Here is a 16,776-nt window from a genome sequence, read left to right on the forward strand (position 1 = left end):
CATGGTTGGCGATGGCGATGGCGTGCTGGTCAATCCTTACAGCTGGTACAGCGTGGTGAACTTGTCCTGCAGGTAGCTGCAGTAGTAGCGGGCATCGAATGCCATACCGCACGCGCCCTTGATGAGCTCCGGCGCGTCCTTGGCGCGGCCCCACTGCCAAATGTGCTCGCCCAGCCAAGCACGGACGGGTGCCAAATCGCCGCTCGAACAGGCGCCGTTAAGGTCGACACCGTCGCGGCACATGGCCGGCACAAACATGGCATCGTAGGCGCTGCCCAGCGCATACGTGGGGAAGTAGCCAAACGAGCCGCCGCTCCAGTGCGTATCCTGCAGGCAGCCGCGCGTGTCGTCGGGAACAGGAATACCCAGGTACTCGTCCATAAAGCGATTCCAAAGCGCGGGGATGTCCTTGGCCGTGGCCTCGCCGGCAAACAGCATGCGCTCAATCTCGTAGCGCACCATAATATGCAGCGGGTAGGTGAGCTCGTCGGCCTCGGTACGGATCAGCGACGGCTGAGCGATGTTCACGGCGTGGTAGAGCGTGTCCTCGTCCACGTTGCCGTAGACCTCGGGCGCGTGACGGCGCAGCACTTCGAGCAGCGGGCCCATAAAAGCGCGACTGCGGCCTACGGTGTTCTCGAAAAAGCGGCTCTGGCTCTCGTGAATGCCCATGGAGGTGCCGCCCTCCAGACACGTGCGCGCGTAAGCGGGATTGACGCCCAGCTCGTACATGGCGTGCCCCGCCTCGTGGATGATGCTATAGACGTTGGAGATGCAGTCGTTCTCGTAGATGTGCGTGGCGATGCGCGCATCGCCCACCGAGAAGCCCTCGCTAAACGGGTGCTCGGTAAAGGCGAGCGTGGTGTCGTCCAGGTTAAGGCCGACGAGCTTCATCAGGTCGAAGCTCATGGCGCGCTGGGCGGCCTCGGGCACATGCGCGTGCAAAAAGTCGGCAGTAGGCTGCTGCCCGCGCTCGCCGATGGCGTGAACGAGCGGCACGACGGTGGCCTTGACCTCGTCACAAAACGCATCGAAGCTCTTGGCGGAAAGGCCGCGTTCGTACTGGTCGAGCCAAACATCGTATGGGTCGTGCTTGGGGTCCATGAGCTCGGCCTGATGCTTGAGCTGGGCGACGATTCTATCCACGTAGGGCTCAAAGCTCGCCCAGTCGTTGGCCGTCTTGGCCTTGTGCCACACGGCGTCGGCCTCGCAGGTGAGCCTGGTCCAGGCCTCGGCCTCTTCGGTGGGAATGGCGCTTGCCTCGCGCTGGTCGCGGCCGAGCACACGGATCTCGTCGAGCAGCTGTGGGTCGTCGATCTTGCCGCCGGCGACGGTCTCGTGTGCCAGCGAGCTTACAAGCTCGACGGACTTTTTGCTGGTCAGGAGCTTGTGATGTTCGCCGGCAAGGGTGCCCATAGCATCGGCGCGGGCCGCAGCGCCGTTGGCGGGGGCAATCGTCGCGCCATCGAACTCGGCAATCTTGAGCAGGTACTCGCGGGTCCATAGTTTGCCTTCGAGCTTGCGGAGCTTCTTGATGCCCTTGCCCGCCTTGGCGTTCTTAGAGGCCTTGGCCACGGCGGCCTTGGCTTTCTTATCGAGTTTCTTTCCCATACCTATATCCTTGATCTCGCAGACCGGACGCCACGGGTGGGCGTGCGGCCAGTTTGCACAGCTACCCGCCTTGTACCCAGTGCGAACAAAACGGAACGCGGCGATATGCTCGCAGAATGTGTTATCCTATAGCCCAATGCGTTGACGGAGAGGGTTTTGCCCGCCGCGTCGCCGGCAAGAGAGGGAAGGTCATGGGCTGCAAGCCTTCCTGCGGTGGCAAGGGCCAAGCGTTCACTCCCGAGCAGCAACCTCAACGGGCGCGCGGCCAGCGGCGGCGAAGCCCCAGTAGGGAAGCCGTGAGCCTCGCGATAAGGGGCATAGAGTGGGCACGGCGGGCCAGACATCCGCCGGGTCAAACAAGGTGGTACCGCGGAATTCAACCGTCCTTGGGCAATGCACATGCCCGAGGACGGTTTTTTGTTACCGAACCGGGCCGCGTTTTTGCAACGCCAGACGGCGGCAGTCGTCCTGGCGAGCGGGGAACGCGAGAGACGAAAGGGAAGACATGAGTCTGATTGATGATCTGGTCAAACTCGAGGAAGAGGCCAAGGAGCTCGTCGCAGGCGCCGACGACGCCGCCAAGCTCGAGGCTGCGCGCGTTGAGCTGCTCGGCCGCAAGGGTCGTATTACCGGCCTGATGCGCATGATGGGCAAGCTCGCCCCCGAGGATCGCCCCGTTATGGGCAAGCGCGCCAACGAGATGCGCCAGCTGATCGAGGGCATGCTCGACGAGCGCACCACCGAGATGAAGGCCGCCGCCCTCAAGCACGCACTGGAGCACGAGGCCGTCGACATCACGCTGCCGGGCATTCGTCCGCAGATCGGCCACCAGCACCTGATCAAGCAGATCATCGAGGAGGCCGAGGATATCTTTAGCGGTATCGGCTACACCGTCGAGTCCGGTCCCATGGTCGACACCTCCTACTACAACTTCACCGCGCTCAACGCCCCCATGGATCACCCGAGCCGCTCGGCCCGCGACACCTTCTATGTGGTCGACAACAACCCCGGCAGCGTCGCGCACCCCGAGGCGCATGCCCACGGCGAGTCCGATGTGCTGCTGCGCACCCAGACCTCGGGCGTGCAGATTCACACCATGGAGTCGCAGAAGCCGCCCATCTACATGATCTGCCCGGGCACCGTCTACCGTCCCGACACGGCCGACGCCTGTCACCTGCCGCAGTTCAACCAGATCGAGGGCCTGGTCGTCGACGAGGGCATCACCTTTGGCGATCTTAAGGGCACGCTCGACTACTTTGTTAAGTGCATGTTTGGCGAGGACCGCAAGACGCGTTACCGCCCGCATTTCTTCCCCTTCACCGAGCCTTCCTGCGAGGTGGACGTGAGCTGCCACGTCTGCGGCGGCAAGGGCTGCAACTTCTGCAAGCACAGCGGCTGGATCGAGATCTTGGGCTGCGGCATGGTCGACCCCAACGTCCTGATCAACTGCGGCATCGACCCCGAGAAGTACACCGGCTTCGCCTTTGGCATTGGCGCCGAGCGCGTCGCGGCCCTGCGCTACGACCTGCCCGACCTCAGAACGCTCATGACAGGCGATATGCGTTTCCTGAATCAGTTTTAAGTTGACCTGTCCCGGCGGCTTCCCGAGCCACCGCACCTTGCCCCTCAAACCGTCGCTTGCGTACCCAAGTACGCGGCGCTCCTCTTTCGGGGCAATCTGCGGCACCTCGGAAACCCGTCTCCGTAGCTGGAGTTTTCCGTCTGTTTATTGCAGACGTTACAGATGAAAGGAGACCAGTTAGATGCGTGTTTCTTACGACTGGCTCAAGACCATGATCGATATTCCGGAGGATCCCAAGACCCTTTCGGACGAATATATCCGTACCGGCACCGAGGTCGAGGCGATCGACACCGTGGGCGAGTCTTTCGACCACGTGGTGACCGCCAAGGTGCTCACCAAGACCCCGCACCCCGATAGCGACCATATGTATGTGTGCTCGGTCGACGTGGGTGACAAGAACCTCGACGCCGACGGCAACCCCGCTCCGCTGCAGATCGTCTGCGGTGCTCAGAACTTTGAGGCCGGCGACCACATCGTCACGGCAATGATCGGCGCCGTGCTTCCCGGTGACGTCAAGATCAAGAAGAGCAAGCTTCGCGGCGTCGTGTCCATGGGCATGAACTGCTCCGCGCGCGAGCTCGGCCTGGGCGGCGACCACTCCGGCATCATGATCCTGCCCGAGGATACGCCCTGCGGCATGCCGTTTGCCGAGTATGTGGGCTCGAGTGATACCGTGCTCGACTGCGAGATCACGCCCAACCGCCCCGACTGCCTGTCCATGATCGGCATGGCCCGTGAGACCGGTGCCATTTTCGATCGCGACTTCCACGTTGAGCTGCCCGCCATCAAGGCGGAGACCGGCCGCGCGACCGACGACGAGCTTTCGGTCGAGATCGCCGACGAGGGCCTGTGCGACCGCTATGTCGCCCGCATCGTGCGCAACGTGAAGGTCGGCCCGTCGCCCGACTGGATGGTCAAGCGCCTTAACGCCCTGGGCGTGCGCCCGCACAACAACATCGTCGACATCACCAACTATGTGATGATGCTCACCGGTCAGCCGCTGCACGCTTTTGACCTGGACACCTTTGCCGAGCGCGATGGCAGGCGCCGCGTGGTGGTTCGCGCCGCCCAGCAGGATGAGAAGTTCACGACGCTCGACGGCGAGGAGCGCACGCTCGACGCCGGCATGGGCCTTATCACCGACGGCGAGCGCCCCGTGGCGCTGGCCGGCGTTATGGGCGGCATGGATTCCGAGATCGAGGACGACACCGTCGACGTGATGGTCGAGAGCGCCTGCTTCGACGCCGGTCGCACCTCGCACACCAGCCGCGATCTGTCGCTGATCTCCGACGCCTCCATCCGCTTTGAGCGCCAGGTCGATGAGACCGGCTGCGTGGATGTGGCCAATGTTGCCTGCGCGCTCATCGAGGAGATCGCCGGCGGCGAGGTCGCTCCCGGCTACGTAGATGTGTTCCCCGCGCCCAAGACCATCGACAGCATTAAGCTGCGCCTGGCCCGCGTGCACGCCATCTGCGGCGCCGACATCGAGCCCGATTTTATCGAGCGCTCGCTCACCCGCCTGGGCTGCACCGTCGAGCGCGACGGCGAGGACTTTATGGTTACCCCGCCGAGCTTCCGCCCCGACCTGCCGCGTGAAATCGACCTGATCGAGGAGGTCCTGCGCCTGTGGGGCATGGGCCGCGTGACGGCGACCATCCCGGCTGCCAAGAACCACATCGGTGGCCTGACCCGCGAGCAGAAGCTTACCCGCAAGGTCGGCGAGATCCTGCGTGCCTGCGGCCTCAACGAGACCACGACCTTTGGCTTTGCCGCGCCGGGCGACCTGGAGAAGATCGGCATGTCCACCGAGGGCCGCGGCTGCCCCGTGGTACTTATGAACCCGCTGGTGGCCGAGCAGACCGAGATGCGCCGCTCGCTGCTGCCGGGCCTGCTGCAGTCTGTGGCCTATAACGAGGCCCATGGCACGCCCAACGTGCACCTGTACGAGGTCGGCAGCCTGTTCCACGGCCGCGAGAACGCCAGCCTGCCCAAGGAGACTAAGTCCGTGGCGGGCGTGCTCTCGGGCCAGTGGAGCGAGCAGTCCTGGAACATGAAGTACCGCAAGCTGCGTTTCTTCTTTGGCAAGGGCATCGTCGAGGAGCTGCTCGCCCAGCTGCGCATCGAGAAGGTTCGCTTCCGTCCCGTCGAGGGCGAGGGCTATGCCTTCTTGCAGCCGGGCCGTGCCGCCGAGGTTCTGTCTGGCGGCACCGTGCTGGGCTGGGTCGGCGAGATCCACCCCGAGGCGCGCGAAGCCATGGGTATCGACGAGGTCGTCGTTGCCTTTGAGCTCGACCTGGACAAGCTGATCAAGGGCGCCCGCAACCAGGAGAACTACCGCGAGTTCTCGCAGTACCCGGCTGTTGAGCACGATCTTGCTATCGTGGTCGACAACTCCGTGACTTGCGAGGACCTTGAGCGCCGCATTACCAGCGCCGGCGGCAAGCTGCTCGAGGGTGTGCGTCTGTTCGACGTCTACCGCGATCCGGTCCGCGTGGGCGTGGGCAAGAAGTCCATGGCCTTTGCGCTTACGTATCGCTCCGACGACCACACGCTTACCAGCGAAGAGGTCGAAAAAGCGCACCAGAAGATTGTCACCAAGGTGTGCAAGGGCGTAAACGGCGAGGTCCGCGGCTAGGTCCTGCACTGGGGTATGGGTCAGCGGTGGCTGATGCCGAGCCTTACGTGACTGCTATCCTCGGTATAAGGCGCTGCTGAGCCTGCATATATGACACGCGCATTGCATAACGGCGTACTGCTTTGTCGGCAGTGCGCCGTTTTGCTATGATAGCCCGTGGCGTGTTACGAATCTGACAATACGTAACACTGGCAAGGTGATTTAAGCGGCGTTGTAATTCTGTGCGCCGATAACCGGGAGGCGTACATGCACATTCCAGATAATTATCTGTCCCCGCAGACCGATGTCCTCATGGCAGTGGCGATGGTGCCCGTTTGGGTTCACTGCATCAAAAAGGTGCGCGCCACGCTCGACCGCGAGCACATGGCGTTCCTGGGTATCTGCGCCGCATTCTCTTTCTTGCTCATGATGTTCAACGTGCCGCTGCCCGGCGGTACCACGGGTCACGCCGTCGGCGGCGCGCTCATCGCGCTGCTGCTGGGCCCGGAGGCCGCGGCCATCGCGGTTTCGGTCGCGCTGGCGCTGCAGGCGCTGCTGTTTGGCGACGGCGGCATCCTGTCCTTTGGCGCCAACTGCTTTAACATGGCCTTCGTGCTGCCGTTTGCCGCCGCTATCGTGTTCCGTGCGCTCAACAGCCGTTTGCACGACAAGAGCTGGGGCACCTCGGTTTCGGCCGTCGTAAGCGGTTGGGTCGGCCTGTGCCTGGCGGCCCTGTGCACGGCGATCGAGTTTGGTATTCAGCCGATGTTCTTTACCAACGCTTCGGGCGCGCCGCTGTACTGCCCCTTCCCGCTCTCTATTGCCATTCCGGCCATGATGATCCCGCACATGTTGGTAGCCGGCGTGGTCGAGGGCGTGGCGACGGCCGCCATCTACGGTTTCATTAAGAAGACGGCGCCGAGTGTTATCGTCGGGCCCGAGGCCGCCGATGGCCAGTTTGCTGCCGAGGGCGCTACTGCCAAGAAGACCTCGCTGGTTCCCACGCTCATCCTGGTCGCCGTGCTTGTCGTGGCCACGCCGCTCGGCTTGCTGGCCACCGGTGACGCCTGGGGCGAGTGGGACGCTGAGGGCGCCGCGACCGCCGTTCAGGAGGCTGGTGACGACAGTCTGCAGACTTCGGTCGGTCTCGATACCCCGACCTTTGCCGATGCCCTGCCCACGGGCGATTATCTGCAGGCCTATTCCGAGGAGCAGGGCCTTGGCTTTGCCGGCCAGGCCGCGATGTATATTCTTTCGGGCGTGATTGGCGTGGCGGTGCTCACCATCGCATTCCGTCTGGTCTCGCTAACGGTCAAGGAAAGCGGAGCCCATGGCGACGGTCGAGCTGCCTAGCTGGCTTGCGGCCGAGCAGCGTTATGAGCCCGCGGGGGCTCGGCATCGTGTGATGCAAAAGAATGTCCTGCACCTGGCGAGCCTGCTTGAGCGGGTTCGCCTAGGTGGCGGCGTGCATAAGGGCGGGTCGATTATCGACCGCGCCCTTTCTTCCGTTTCGGCGCCAGTGCGTTTGGTGGGGATGTTCGTCTGCGTCCTGTGCGTATGCCTGACGCAGAGCCCGCTGTACTTGATGCTGATGACAGCGATCGCGTTGGTGCTCGTTGCGGTTCGCCCCGCACGCGGGCTGCACGCGACCTTTGTGCCGGCGTTGGCTGCCGCGGGGTTTGCCGTGGTTTTGGCGCTTCCTGCCCTGCTGCTGGGTGCTTCTGCCACGGACGCCATGCTCAAGATTGCGCTCAAGACCTTTGTTAATGTGTCATTGGTGCTGGGCGTTTCGTGGACGCTTACCTGGAGTCGCATGTCGGCGGCGCTTAAGATGCTGCACCTGCCCGACGAGGTTATCTTTACGTTTGATATGGCGCTCAAACACATCGAGGTGCTGGGTCGCACGGCGCACGACCTGTGCGAATCAGTCTTGCTGCGCAGCGTTGGCCGTGCGCCTGCAGGATTTTCGCGTACCGATTCGATCGCGGGTATCATGGGCATGACCTTTATCAAGGCGATGGAATGCAGCCGCGCGATGGACGAGGCTATGCTTTGCCGCGGTTTTGCCGGCGCATATCCGGCGCCTGCACGGAACGGATTTGGCTGGCGCGACGCGGTCTATGCGGCCGTTGTGGTGCTGCTCGCCGTGTTGTGCGCGGTGCTGTAGCGCGGGCGGTCAAGCCGTCGATGTGAATAGGGAAGGGCGACGTTTTGGCAAACGATACAAATGGTGCGATGGGTGCGAGCGGTGCTGCCGGCGCCAAGGCCACGCCGCTCATCGAGTTTCACGACGTGGTGTTTTCCTATGCGGGCCATACGGTGGTCGATGGCGTGTCGCTGCAGGTTAATCGCGGTGAGCTGGTTGCTCTGCTTGGACCCAACGGCTGCGGCAAGACGACGATCATGCGGCTTATCAACGGCCTTGAGCTTGCGGATGCGGGTACGTACCTGTTTGATGGACATGTGGTCGATGCGGCATATCTCAAGGATTCCGCGACGGCCCAGCGGTTCCATCAGCGCGTGGGCTTCGTGTTCCAAAACGCCGATGCACAGCTCTTTTGCGCCACGGTCGGCGAGGAGGTCGCGTTTGGCCCGGCTCAAATGGGGCTTTCGGCGGACGAGCTCGGGCGCCGCGTCCGTGATGCCATGGAGCTGTTTCAGGTTGCCGATCTGGTCGATGCCTCGCCCTATCAGCTTTCGGGCGGGCAAAAGAAGCGTGTGGCGCTGGCTGCCGTCGTGTCGATGAACCCCGATATTCTGGTGCTCGACGAGCCTACCAACGGACTTGACGAGGACTCTTGCGACATCGTGGTCAACTTTCTACTGGCCTATGTTGCTGCCGGTAAGACGGTCTTGATGAGCACGCATCATCAGGATTTAGTACGACGTCTTGGGGCCCGTGCGATTTATATCGATCGATATCACCACGTGGTCGGGGCTCCCGTGCCATCATATGGAACCGAAAACGGTGCAGCAGAATAGTTGCCGCATAGTGGGGTTGCGGCCGCGCACGTGACTTGCTGCGAATGGTATAGTTATCCGGATTTTTACGGGGGTGGCTATGCCAAGTTGGAATATTCATATCGCTCAGACGGAACGACTTCTGGCGCGTGCCGGCGCGCTTGCCGATAACGTGCGCGACCGCAATGCCTTTTTGTTTGGCAGCGTGGTTCCGGACATTTTTGTGGGGTACATGGTTCCCGGTATTGCCGACCCCATCCCGTATCGCATCACGCACTTTGCCAAGCCCGAGCCCATTCCTAAGCCACGCGAGCATGAGTTTTGGGACACCTATGTGGCGCCGTTGCTTAAAGGTGCGCCGGCGGGTGCGCCGGCTGCAGCGACCTCGATTGTCGAAGAGCGTGAAAGGCTCAATCGGGTGCACTATCCGCAGCGCTACAAAGACGCCGAGCCGGTTGACGGCCCCGGCGCCGCCGAGTTTTCGCTCGCGCCCGATGACGTGGCGCAGTCGCTGCTCGATTTGACGCTGGGCGTTTGGTCGCATCTGGTGGCCGATACCGTGTGGAACACGCGCGTGAACCAATACCTCGAGGCGCGCGGCGGCAAGCCGTGCGAGGAGTTCCGCATTAAGAAGCAGGGAGACTTTGACTGGTTTGGCAAGACGCTCGGCATCGTTTCTATCCCGCGTGCGACCGATCGCCTCTATACCGCGGCGGCCCAGTTTGGTCAGTATTCGATTCCACAAGAGTATGTGCTCAAGACCATTGGCGTTATGCACGAGATTGTGCGCGAAAACCCCGGCGATCCGGATCATCCGCCGTACCGTCTGCTGACCGAAGAGTTCTTTGACGCAACGTTTACCGAGGTCGTCGAGCTAACCGAGGCGGGTTTTGCCGCCCGCGTTGCCGCTTCTGACGTCCCCGCAGTCCCTCTGATCGCTAGCTGCTAGCCGGCAGACGTAACGGTGAACAGTTCATCCCAATCGACCAATAGCTCCCGCCGAAGGGTTTCTGCGGCAGTGAGTTCCAGCTTAGATTTTGGAACGTAAGGGAGCCCCGCCTTTTTATGAATTAGCTCGGCGATGCTGTTAAAGCTCTTCGTGTCCTTGATTTGATCATAGGTTATCTGGATAACGTCATAGCCCATGCTTGTGAGGGCGGTGGTGCGCTCGGCATCGGAGAGGCTCGCGGCTTCGCTGTCATGGGCGGAGCGGCCTTGGCATTCCAGAATGACGCCCATGCTGTCGGTGCTGCTCTCTATGAGGATATCGGCGTAGCAGCAGGTTTTGTCATACAGTGAGCGCGCGGCGTCGCTGAGTGGGATGCGCACGTTGTTTGCGATATTGATGCCCATGCCGCCCTCGTTGCGGGGGAGCGAGACAAGCATGGAGGTCTGTACTTCGAAGGGCGAGGCGGTCTGTCCCGTCATGTGCTCGGCCGCCCAGCGCAGTTGTTTAACGCCGCGCAGGCCTGCGGCCTGCTTGGCGAACGCGGCGATATCCGCTGCGGAAAGAAGCGGCGTGCGCTTCCACAAGTTGGTGTCATTGCCCTTGGTGTCGACAACACGTTTCCAACCACAGTCGGGCGGAATGAGCTTAAGCGAAATTGCTTCATCGAGCTGCTGCTGAGCCCGTTTACAAGGCGTGAACACTGCAAAGGAGCCGCACATCTCGTAGCAAGCCATGAGTAACTGGTTGCGTGAGACCTGCGTAGCAAGGTTGAGCAGCGTAAACTCGGGCGACGTGACATCAAATCCATGCTCAGTCTGCCTAAACGACCCAGGAGGCGGCTCTTGGGTTAGCAGACGGCTATGAAATAGCTTTCCGTTAGCGGGGTGTTCGTAAGACAGTTAAATAGGCAAAAGGCGTGACGAAAGTGATCACGCCTTTTTTCATGTAAGGATAGCCGCATAGCGGCGCAAGGGATGGATCCCCTTGTACGGAACGCAGTGACGCACCCCAGATATTCAGGGGGCCGAGCTGTTCGGTCTCGCAGAGCGCACATACGGGTTTAACCCGTATAGAAGTGCGCCCTTAGTATCAGTTCGACAAATCTTAATTTGACTTACTTCTTCACTCTTTTTGATAAATGAAGTTCATTATCATCTACATATCCAAGTTTATTATATACAGTTTGTGCAACAAGATTTTCTTGTCCTGTTAGAAGTTCATATTTGTCAAGTGGATAATTCTTACTGCAATAAGCCTCTGCAAAAGTAATCATCTCACTCGCTAAGCCTCTTTTTCTGTATGCTGGTTTAACATACACTTCTGTAATTTCAGGCATATATTCATCATAGCAGAACGATTTTTTAAGCTGAACACAAACAAATCCAACTAACATATCATCTTCATCAGCAACGATAACAACTTCCTGTTTATTATTCATAAGGGAATTTCTAATATTGTCTATGCTTGTATCGCCCTCACCATTAAATTCGTTGTTTAAGATGTTTAATTGCTCCGCATCATTTACAGTTGCTATTCTTACCATTACAACCTCCATAAATTATTATCTATTCGACCTATTCAAGTTTATCGGTCTGTTTAATCATATACATACGGCTTCAATTTATACAAGAACAGTCCCGGCAGACATTACTGCCGGGACTGAAACTGTTTTACGAATGCTCCCGATTCGCGCGCTGTTTTCTTTCGCCCACGAATCTCCAGACTGGTGTGCCGAGCAAGTCTTTAAATACTGGTTGTTTTGAGTAATGCACCAAGCGATGGTCATGGTCGGGCGGCAGGATTGCCGGATAGAGTCCCAGTATCTGGGGCGGTATGCGATAGTACTGAAAAGCCGTGGGTCCGCAGGCAAGAAATGACATAGCGATCCGATCGTTTGAGCGTAGTTTGGGCTAGAAAAGCTATCGGTTTCGGAAGTGCGGGGAAAAAGACAAACAGGTCAACCACAAGCGGTATTTAAGCCAACTTTATCAGGGGTTTTGTTGAAATAAAAGGGCTTGTGCTCGGGGGTAGGCAATTTTTCCCCGCACTTCCGAAAACGTGGTCGATTTAGACCTTGCTAAAACGATTTATCAGCCCTGTGTGAGGTGTGGGTTTGCCACCGGGCGAACACTTTTAGCGCTTGGGGCTTTATTTTTTGGGCCCCGGAGGGCGGATTTCGCGCTTTTGGTAAAGAAATGGGTGCGTGTCATGCCGTGCGGTAGGCATCGGCGCACAGAAAAAGGGCCCGGAAGGCAAAGCCTCCGGGCCCTTTTTAATGTAAATGTGCTTGCAAGTGCGATTTAGCGCACCTGAGCGACGTAGGCGACGTTGGTCGAGGAGACCTTGTCCTCAAGCTGGACGCTCATACGGGGATCGCCGGCGGTAGCGACGGTCAAATCGCCGGTCTCGACGTAGCCGAGCTCCTTAGCGGTCTCGATCGCCTTGACGATCGTGCCGTTGACGGTGCCCTGGGTAATCTCGGCCTTGTGCGGGATAACGCCCCAGTACATGATCATCTGCTGGACGGCCCACTCGTGGCGGGAGAACGCGCAGATCGGCATGTTGGGACGGAAGTGCGAGATCAGGCGAGCGGTACGGCCGGTGGTCGTCGGCACGGTGATGCACTTGGCGCCAACGGTGGTGGCCATGTTCACAGCGGACATACCCACAACGTTGTTGACGACGCGGGTGCCGTGAGCATCGGTCGGAACCTCGAGCGGAGCGTGAGCCGGGAGGTACTTCTCGGTCTCGAGAGCGATGCTGGCCTGCATCTTGACGGCCTCGACCGGGTACTTACCGGCAGCGGACTCGCCGGACAGCATGACGGCGTCGGTACCGTCGTAAATGGCGTTAGCAACGTCGGCAACCTCGGCGCGCGTCGGGCGCGGGTTCTGCTGCATGGAGTCGAGCATCTGCGTAGCGGTGATAACGGGCTTGTAGGCCGCGTTGCACTTGGCGATGATCTCCTTCTGGATGTGCGGAACGAGCTCGGGCTTGATCTCGATGCCCAGGTCGCCACGGGCGACCATGATGCCGTCGGAAGCCTCGAGGATCTCATCGAAGTTCTCGACGCCCAGGGCGCACTCGATCTTCGGGAAGATCGTCACGTGCTCGCCGCCGTTTTCGCGGCAAAGCTCGCGGATGCCGCGGACAGATTCGCCGTCACGGATGAAGGAAGCGGCGATGTAGTCGATGTTCTCGGTCAGGCCAAAGAGGATGTCCTGGCGATCGCGCTCGGTGATGGCGGGCAGCGAGATGTTGACGTTGGGCATGTTGACGCCCTTGCGCTCGCCGATCAGGCCGTCGTTCTTGACGACGCAGGTCATGTCCTGGCCGTCGACGGACTCGACCTCGAGAGCAACCAGGCCGTCATCGATCAGGATGAGGGAGCCCTTCTCAACCTCGGAGGGCAGAGCCAGGTAGTCGAGGGAGATGTGCTCAGCGGTGCCGTGGAAATCCTCGGACGTGGGCTGAGCGGTGACGACGATCTTGTCGCCGGTCTTGACGGCAACCTTCTTGCCGTCGACCAGAAGACCGGTGCGGACCTCGGGGCCCTTGGTGTCGAGCAGGATGCCGACGGGCATACCGAGCTCCTTGGAAATACGACGGACGCGCTCGATGCGACCGTGGTGCTCGTCGTAGGAGCCGTGCGAGAAGTTAAAACGGGCGACGTTCATGCCCGCCTTGATCATCTCGCGGATGGTCTCGTCGCTATCGCAGGCGGGACCCATGGTGCATACAATCTTAGTGCGCTTGTACATTCAGACCTCCATCTGACATCGTCTTGCGCTGATAGATAAACCTTAAGAAATAAAACTGAGTTGATTATAACGAAATACCGACCGAATACCCCAAAAAATCGACCGTATGCCGAATTAGAAGTTCATTTTTTACGGGAAAAACGGTATATGAAAAAACTTTACCAACCGCTCTAACCGCTGCTATCTGGGTGATATTTTAGTTTGGCGACGCGCCTAAGAAAAAACGTTTTATCAGTATTGAGCATCACACGGTCCGCATCGTTACATACGGACCATATTTCCAAATGGATTGTTTTGGCTAGACGCGTCGCTTTGGGGTACCATAGCTCCACTATCAACTGCCGCTCAGCACGGCAGCCTTGATGAGCCCTTGCCCTTCTCCTGGGAATTATGATCGGGCATCAATCTGCTGAGTGGCCCGAATCCCAGGAGGGGACTCTATATGCAAAAGGAATACCTGTCCGCCGCGGCGGAGGTGCTCAGCGACCAAGGTGTCGATGAGAACCTCGGCCTGAGCAACGACGAGGCGTCGTCGCGCCTCGCCAAGACAGGCCCTAACAAGCTTGAGGAAGCCGAGAAGACGCCGCTGTGGAAGCGTTTCTTTGAGCAGATGGCCGATCCCATGGTCATCATGTTGATCGTTGCCGCCGTTATCAGCGCGCTCACGGGCATGGTTAAGGGCGAGGCGGACTTTGCCGATGTCGCCATCATCATGTTCGTCGTTATCGTCAACTCGGTGCTGGGCGTGGTCCAGGAAGCCAAGAGCGAGGAGGCCCTCGAGGCCCTTCAGGAGATGAGCGCGGCGCAGTCCAAGGTTCTACGCGACGGCAAACTCGTGCACCTGCCGAGCGCCGAGCTTGTACCCGGCGACGTGATCATGCTCGAGGCGGGCGACTCCGTCCCGGCCGACTGCCGCGTGCTCGAGAGCGCCACGATGAAAATCGAAGAGGCCGCGCTCACCGGCGAGTCCGTGCCGGTCGAGAAGCACGCCAACGTGATCGAGCTTGCCGCGGGCACCGATGACGTGCCGCTCGGCGACCGCAAGAACATGTGCTACATGGGCTCCACCGTCGTGTACGGCCGTGGCCGCGCCGTCGTGGTCGGCACCGGCATGGATACTGAGATGGGCAAGATCGCCGGTGCCCTGGCCGAGGCCAAGGAAGAGCTCACGCCGCTGCAGGTGAAGCTCGCCGAGCTCAGCCGTATCCTCACCATTATGGTGATCGTCATCTGCGTCGTGATCTTTGGCGTCGACATCGTCCGCCACGGCGTGGGCAACGTCCTTACCGACCCGACTGCCCTGCTCGACACCTTTATGGTCGCCGTCTCGCTCGCCGTCGCTGCCATCCCCGAGGGCCTGGTCGCCGTCGTGACCATCGTGCTGTCGCTTGGCGTGACCAAGATGGCCAAGCGCCAGGCAATTATCCGCAAGCTCTCTGCCGTCGAGACTCTCGGCTGCACGCAGACCATCTGCTCCGACAAGACCGGTACCCTTACCCAAAATAAGATGACCGTCGTCAAGCACGAGCTCGCTGCGCCTAAGGAGAAGTTCCTGGCAGGCATGGCGCTGTGCTCCGATGCCCAGTGGGACGAGGAACTGGGTGAGGCCGTCGGCGAGCCGACCGAGTGCGCGCTCGTCAACGATGCCGGAAAGGCGGGCCTCACTGGTCTGACTGCCGAGCACCCGCGCGTGGGCGAGGCCCCGTTTGACTCGGGCCGCAAGATGATGTCCGTGGTCGTTGAGACCCTGGACGGCGAGTACGAGCAATACACCAAGGGCGCGCCCGACGTGGTGATCGGCCTGTGCACCCACATCTACGAGGGCGATAAGGTCGTCCCCCTGACCGAGGAGCGTCGTGCCGAGCTCGTGGCCGCCAACAAGGCCATGGCCGACGAGGCCCTGCGCGTGCTGGCGCTGGCAAGCCGCACCTACACCGAGGTCCCAAGCGACTGCAGCCCCGCCGCGCTCGAGCACGACCTGGTCTTCTGCGGCCTGTCCGGCATGATTGACCCGGTCCGCCCCGAGGTCGCCGACGCCATCCGCGAGGCCCACGATGCTGGTATCCGCACCGTCATGATCACGGGCGACCACATCGACACCGCCGTGGCCATCGCCAAGCAGCTGGGTATCGTCACCGATCGCAGCCATGCCATCACCGGTGCCGACCTCGATCGCATGAGCGACGAGGAACTCGACGCGCACATCGAGGACTACGGCGTGTACGCCCGCGTCCAGCCCGAGCACAAGACCCGTATCGTCGAGGCTTGGAAGTCGCGCGACCAGATCGTGGCCATGACGGGCGACGGCGTCAACGACGCCCCGTCCATCAAGCGTGCCGACATCGGCGTTGGCATGGGCATCACCGGTACCGACGTTACCAAGAACGTCGCCGACATGGTGCTTGCCGACGACAACTTCGCCACCATCATCGGTGCCTGCGAAGAGGGTCGCCGCATCTACGACAACATCCGCAAGGTCATCCAGTTCCTGCTTTCGGCCAACCTTGCCGAGGTGTTCTCGGTGTTTATCGCCACGCTCATCGGCTTTACCATCTTCCAGCCGGTGCAGCTGCTGTGGGTGAACCTGGTCACCGACTGCTTCCCCGCGCTCGCGCTGGGCATGGAGGATGCCGAGGGCGACATCATGAGGCGCAAGCCGCGCAACGCCAAGGACGGTGTCTTTGCCGGCAATATGGGTCTGGACTGCGTGGTCCAGGGCTTGATCATTGCCGCGCTGGTGCTGGCGAGCTTCTTTGTGGGCGTGTACTTTGACATGGGCTACATCCACATCTCCGATATGATCGCCGGCGTCGCCGACGAGGAAGGCGTGATGATGGCCTTCATCACGCTCAACATGGTCGAGATCTTCCACTGCTTTAACATGCGCAGCCGCCGCACGTCGCTGTTTAAGATGAAGAAGCAAAACAAGTGGCTGTGGGCCTCTGCCGCGCTGGCGCTGGTGCTGACGGTGATCGTAACCGTGCAGCCGACGCTTGCCGAGATGTTCTTTGGCCCCGTGACGCTTGAGCTCAAGGGCGTTATCGCCGCGCTGGGCCTTGCCTTCCTGATCATTCCGCTGATGGAGATCTACAAGGCGATCATGCGCGCGGTCGAAAAAGAGTAACGTTCCTGTCCGGGCCCGACCGCCTGCGGGGTTTCCACGGGCACGTCCTCGCCGCTTTGCGGCTGCGGGATGTGCCCTTAGGAAACCCCTCCCGGCGGGCGGGCCCTGCGGCATCCTTGCTGGCTTTTCTCCCGCGCGGATGATAAAGGGCTGAGGGAAAGTTTGTGAGCCGGT

At 60.5% G+C, this 16,776-nt stretch carries 11 protein-coding genes; 7 read left to right on the forward strand and 4 right to left on the reverse strand.

All coding sequences use genetic code 11. From position 1 onward, the window contains the following. Nucleotides 1-36 precede the first annotated feature (36 nt). The gene (locus ACTNDJ_RS02615) at nucleotides 37-1,611 is read right to left on the reverse strand and encodes a carboxypeptidase M32 (protein WP_441083266.1); all 1,575 of its coding nucleotides are present in this window, start codon (nucleotides 1,609-1,611) and stop codon (nucleotides 37-39) included. 505 nt (nucleotides 1,612-2,116) lie between these two features. Here ACTNDJ_RS02615 and pheS point away from each other — a divergent pair. The 6 genes from pheS to ACTNDJ_RS02645 all read left to right on the forward strand — a co-directional run bounded on the left by pheS (nucleotide 2,117) and on the right by ACTNDJ_RS02645 (nucleotide 9,717). Beyond that, a complete protein-coding gene (pheS, locus tag ACTNDJ_RS02620) occupies nucleotides 2,117-3,193 on the forward strand; it encodes a phenylalanine--tRNA ligase subunit alpha (protein ID WP_154517607.1) in 1,077 nt (358 codons plus the stop codon). A gap of 181 nt (nucleotides 3,194-3,374) precedes the next feature. After that, nucleotides 3,375-5,828: a phenylalanine--tRNA ligase subunit beta gene (gene pheT, locus ACTNDJ_RS02625; RefSeq protein WP_441083267.1), complete on the forward strand. Its 2,454-nt coding sequence runs from the start codon at nucleotides 3,375-3,377 to the stop codon at nucleotides 5,826-5,828. Nucleotides 5,829-6,074: 246 nt separating this feature from the next. Then, the gene (gene cbiM / locus ACTNDJ_RS02630; RefSeq protein ID WP_441083268.1) at nucleotides 6,075-7,160 is read left to right on the forward strand and encodes a cobalt transporter CbiM; all 1,086 of its coding nucleotides are present in this window, start codon (nucleotides 6,075-6,077) and stop codon (nucleotides 7,158-7,160) included. Then, nucleotides 7,138-7,974, forward strand: coding sequence for an energy-coupling factor transporter transmembrane component T family protein (locus ACTNDJ_RS02635; RefSeq protein WP_441056584.1), 837 nt, complete (start codon nucleotides 7,138-7,140; stop codon nucleotides 7,972-7,974). Before cbiM ends, ACTNDJ_RS02635 begins: the two co-directional genes overlap by 23 nt. Nucleotides 7,975-8,018: 44 nt before the next feature. Next, the gene (locus tag ACTNDJ_RS02640) at nucleotides 8,019-8,789 is read left to right on the forward strand and encodes an energy-coupling factor ABC transporter ATP-binding protein (RefSeq protein WP_441056586.1); all 771 of its coding nucleotides are present in this window, start codon (nucleotides 8,019-8,021) and stop codon (nucleotides 8,787-8,789) included. A 79-nt stretch (nucleotides 8,790-8,868) separates the two neighbouring features. Next, complete coding sequence (locus ACTNDJ_RS02645) at nucleotides 8,869-9,717, forward strand: hypothetical protein (protein ID WP_427795218.1); 849 nt, start codon at nucleotides 8,869-8,871, stop codon at nucleotides 9,715-9,717. Here ACTNDJ_RS02645 and ACTNDJ_RS02650 read toward each other — a convergent pair. The 3 genes from ACTNDJ_RS02650 to pyk form a co-directional block, all read right to left on the reverse strand. Next, nucleotides 9,714-10,451 carry a hypothetical protein gene (locus ACTNDJ_RS02650; RefSeq protein ID WP_441063984.1) on the reverse strand — a complete coding sequence of 246 codons (738 nt, stop codon included), beginning with the start codon at nucleotides 10,449-10,451 and terminating at the stop codon, nucleotides 9,714-9,716. The two genes, ACTNDJ_RS02645 and ACTNDJ_RS02650, sit on opposite strands and share 4 nt — an antisense overlap. Before the next feature lie 380 nt (nucleotides 10,452-10,831). Next, entirely contained in the window at nucleotides 10,832-11,272 is a 441-nt protein-coding gene (locus ACTNDJ_RS02655; RefSeq protein WP_079268190.1) for a GNAT family N-acetyltransferase, read from the reverse strand. Between the two features lie 745 nt (nucleotides 11,273-12,017). Beyond that, nucleotides 12,018-13,478 carry a pyruvate kinase gene (gene pyk / locus ACTNDJ_RS02660; protein WP_427793920.1) on the reverse strand — a complete coding sequence of 487 codons (1,461 nt, stop codon included), beginning with the start codon at nucleotides 13,476-13,478 and terminating at the stop codon, nucleotides 12,018-12,020. Between the two features lie 442 nt (nucleotides 13,479-13,920). Here pyk and ACTNDJ_RS02665 point away from each other — a divergent pair, with 442 nt between their 5' ends. Further along, entirely contained in the window at nucleotides 13,921-16,602 is a 2,682-nt protein-coding gene (locus ACTNDJ_RS02665; RefSeq protein ID WP_441064138.1) for a cation-translocating P-type ATPase, read from the forward strand. Nucleotides 16,603-16,776 lie beyond the last annotated feature (174 nt).

The sequence above is a fragment of the Collinsella sp. HCP3S3_D1 genome, from assembly GCF_052064015.1.
Lineage (GTDB): Bacteria > Actinomycetota > Coriobacteriia > Coriobacteriales > Coriobacteriaceae > Collinsella.

Coding starts and splice junctions, on each gene's coding strand:
- ACTNDJ_RS02615 (WP_441083266.1), bottom strand. CDS start 1,611: ATGGGAAAGAAACTCGATAAGAAAGCCAAGGCCGCCGTGGCCAAGGCC.
- pheS (WP_154517607.1), top strand. CDS start 2,117: ATGAGTCTGATTGATGATCTGGTCAAACTCGAGGAAGAGGCCAAGGAG.
- pheT (WP_441083267.1), top strand. CDS start 3,375: ATGCGTGTTTCTTACGACTGGCTCAAGACCATGATCGATATTCCGGAG.
- cbiM (WP_441083268.1), top strand. CDS start 6,075: ATGCACATTCCAGATAATTATCTGTCCCCGCAGACCGATGTCCTCATG.
- ACTNDJ_RS02635 (WP_441056584.1), top strand. CDS start 7,138: ATGGCGACGGTCGAGCTGCCTAGCTGGCTTGCGGCCGAGCAGCGTTAT.
- ACTNDJ_RS02645 (WP_427795218.1), top strand. CDS start 8,869: ATGCCAAGTTGGAATATTCATATCGCTCAGACGGAACGACTTCTGGCG.
- ACTNDJ_RS02650 (WP_441063984.1), bottom strand. CDS start 10,451: ATGGCTTGCTACGAGATGTGCGGCTCCTTTGCAGTGTTCACGCCTTGT.
- ACTNDJ_RS02655 (WP_079268190.1), bottom strand. CDS start 11,272: ATGGAGGTTGTAATGGTAAGAATAGCAACTGTAAATGATGCGGAGCAA.
- pyk (WP_427793920.1), bottom strand. CDS start 13,478: ATGTACAAGCGCACTAAGATTGTATGCACCATGGGTCCCGCCTGCGAT.
- ACTNDJ_RS02665 (WP_441064138.1), top strand. CDS start 13,921: ATGCAAAAGGAATACCTGTCCGCCGCGGCGGAGGTGCTCAGCGACCAA.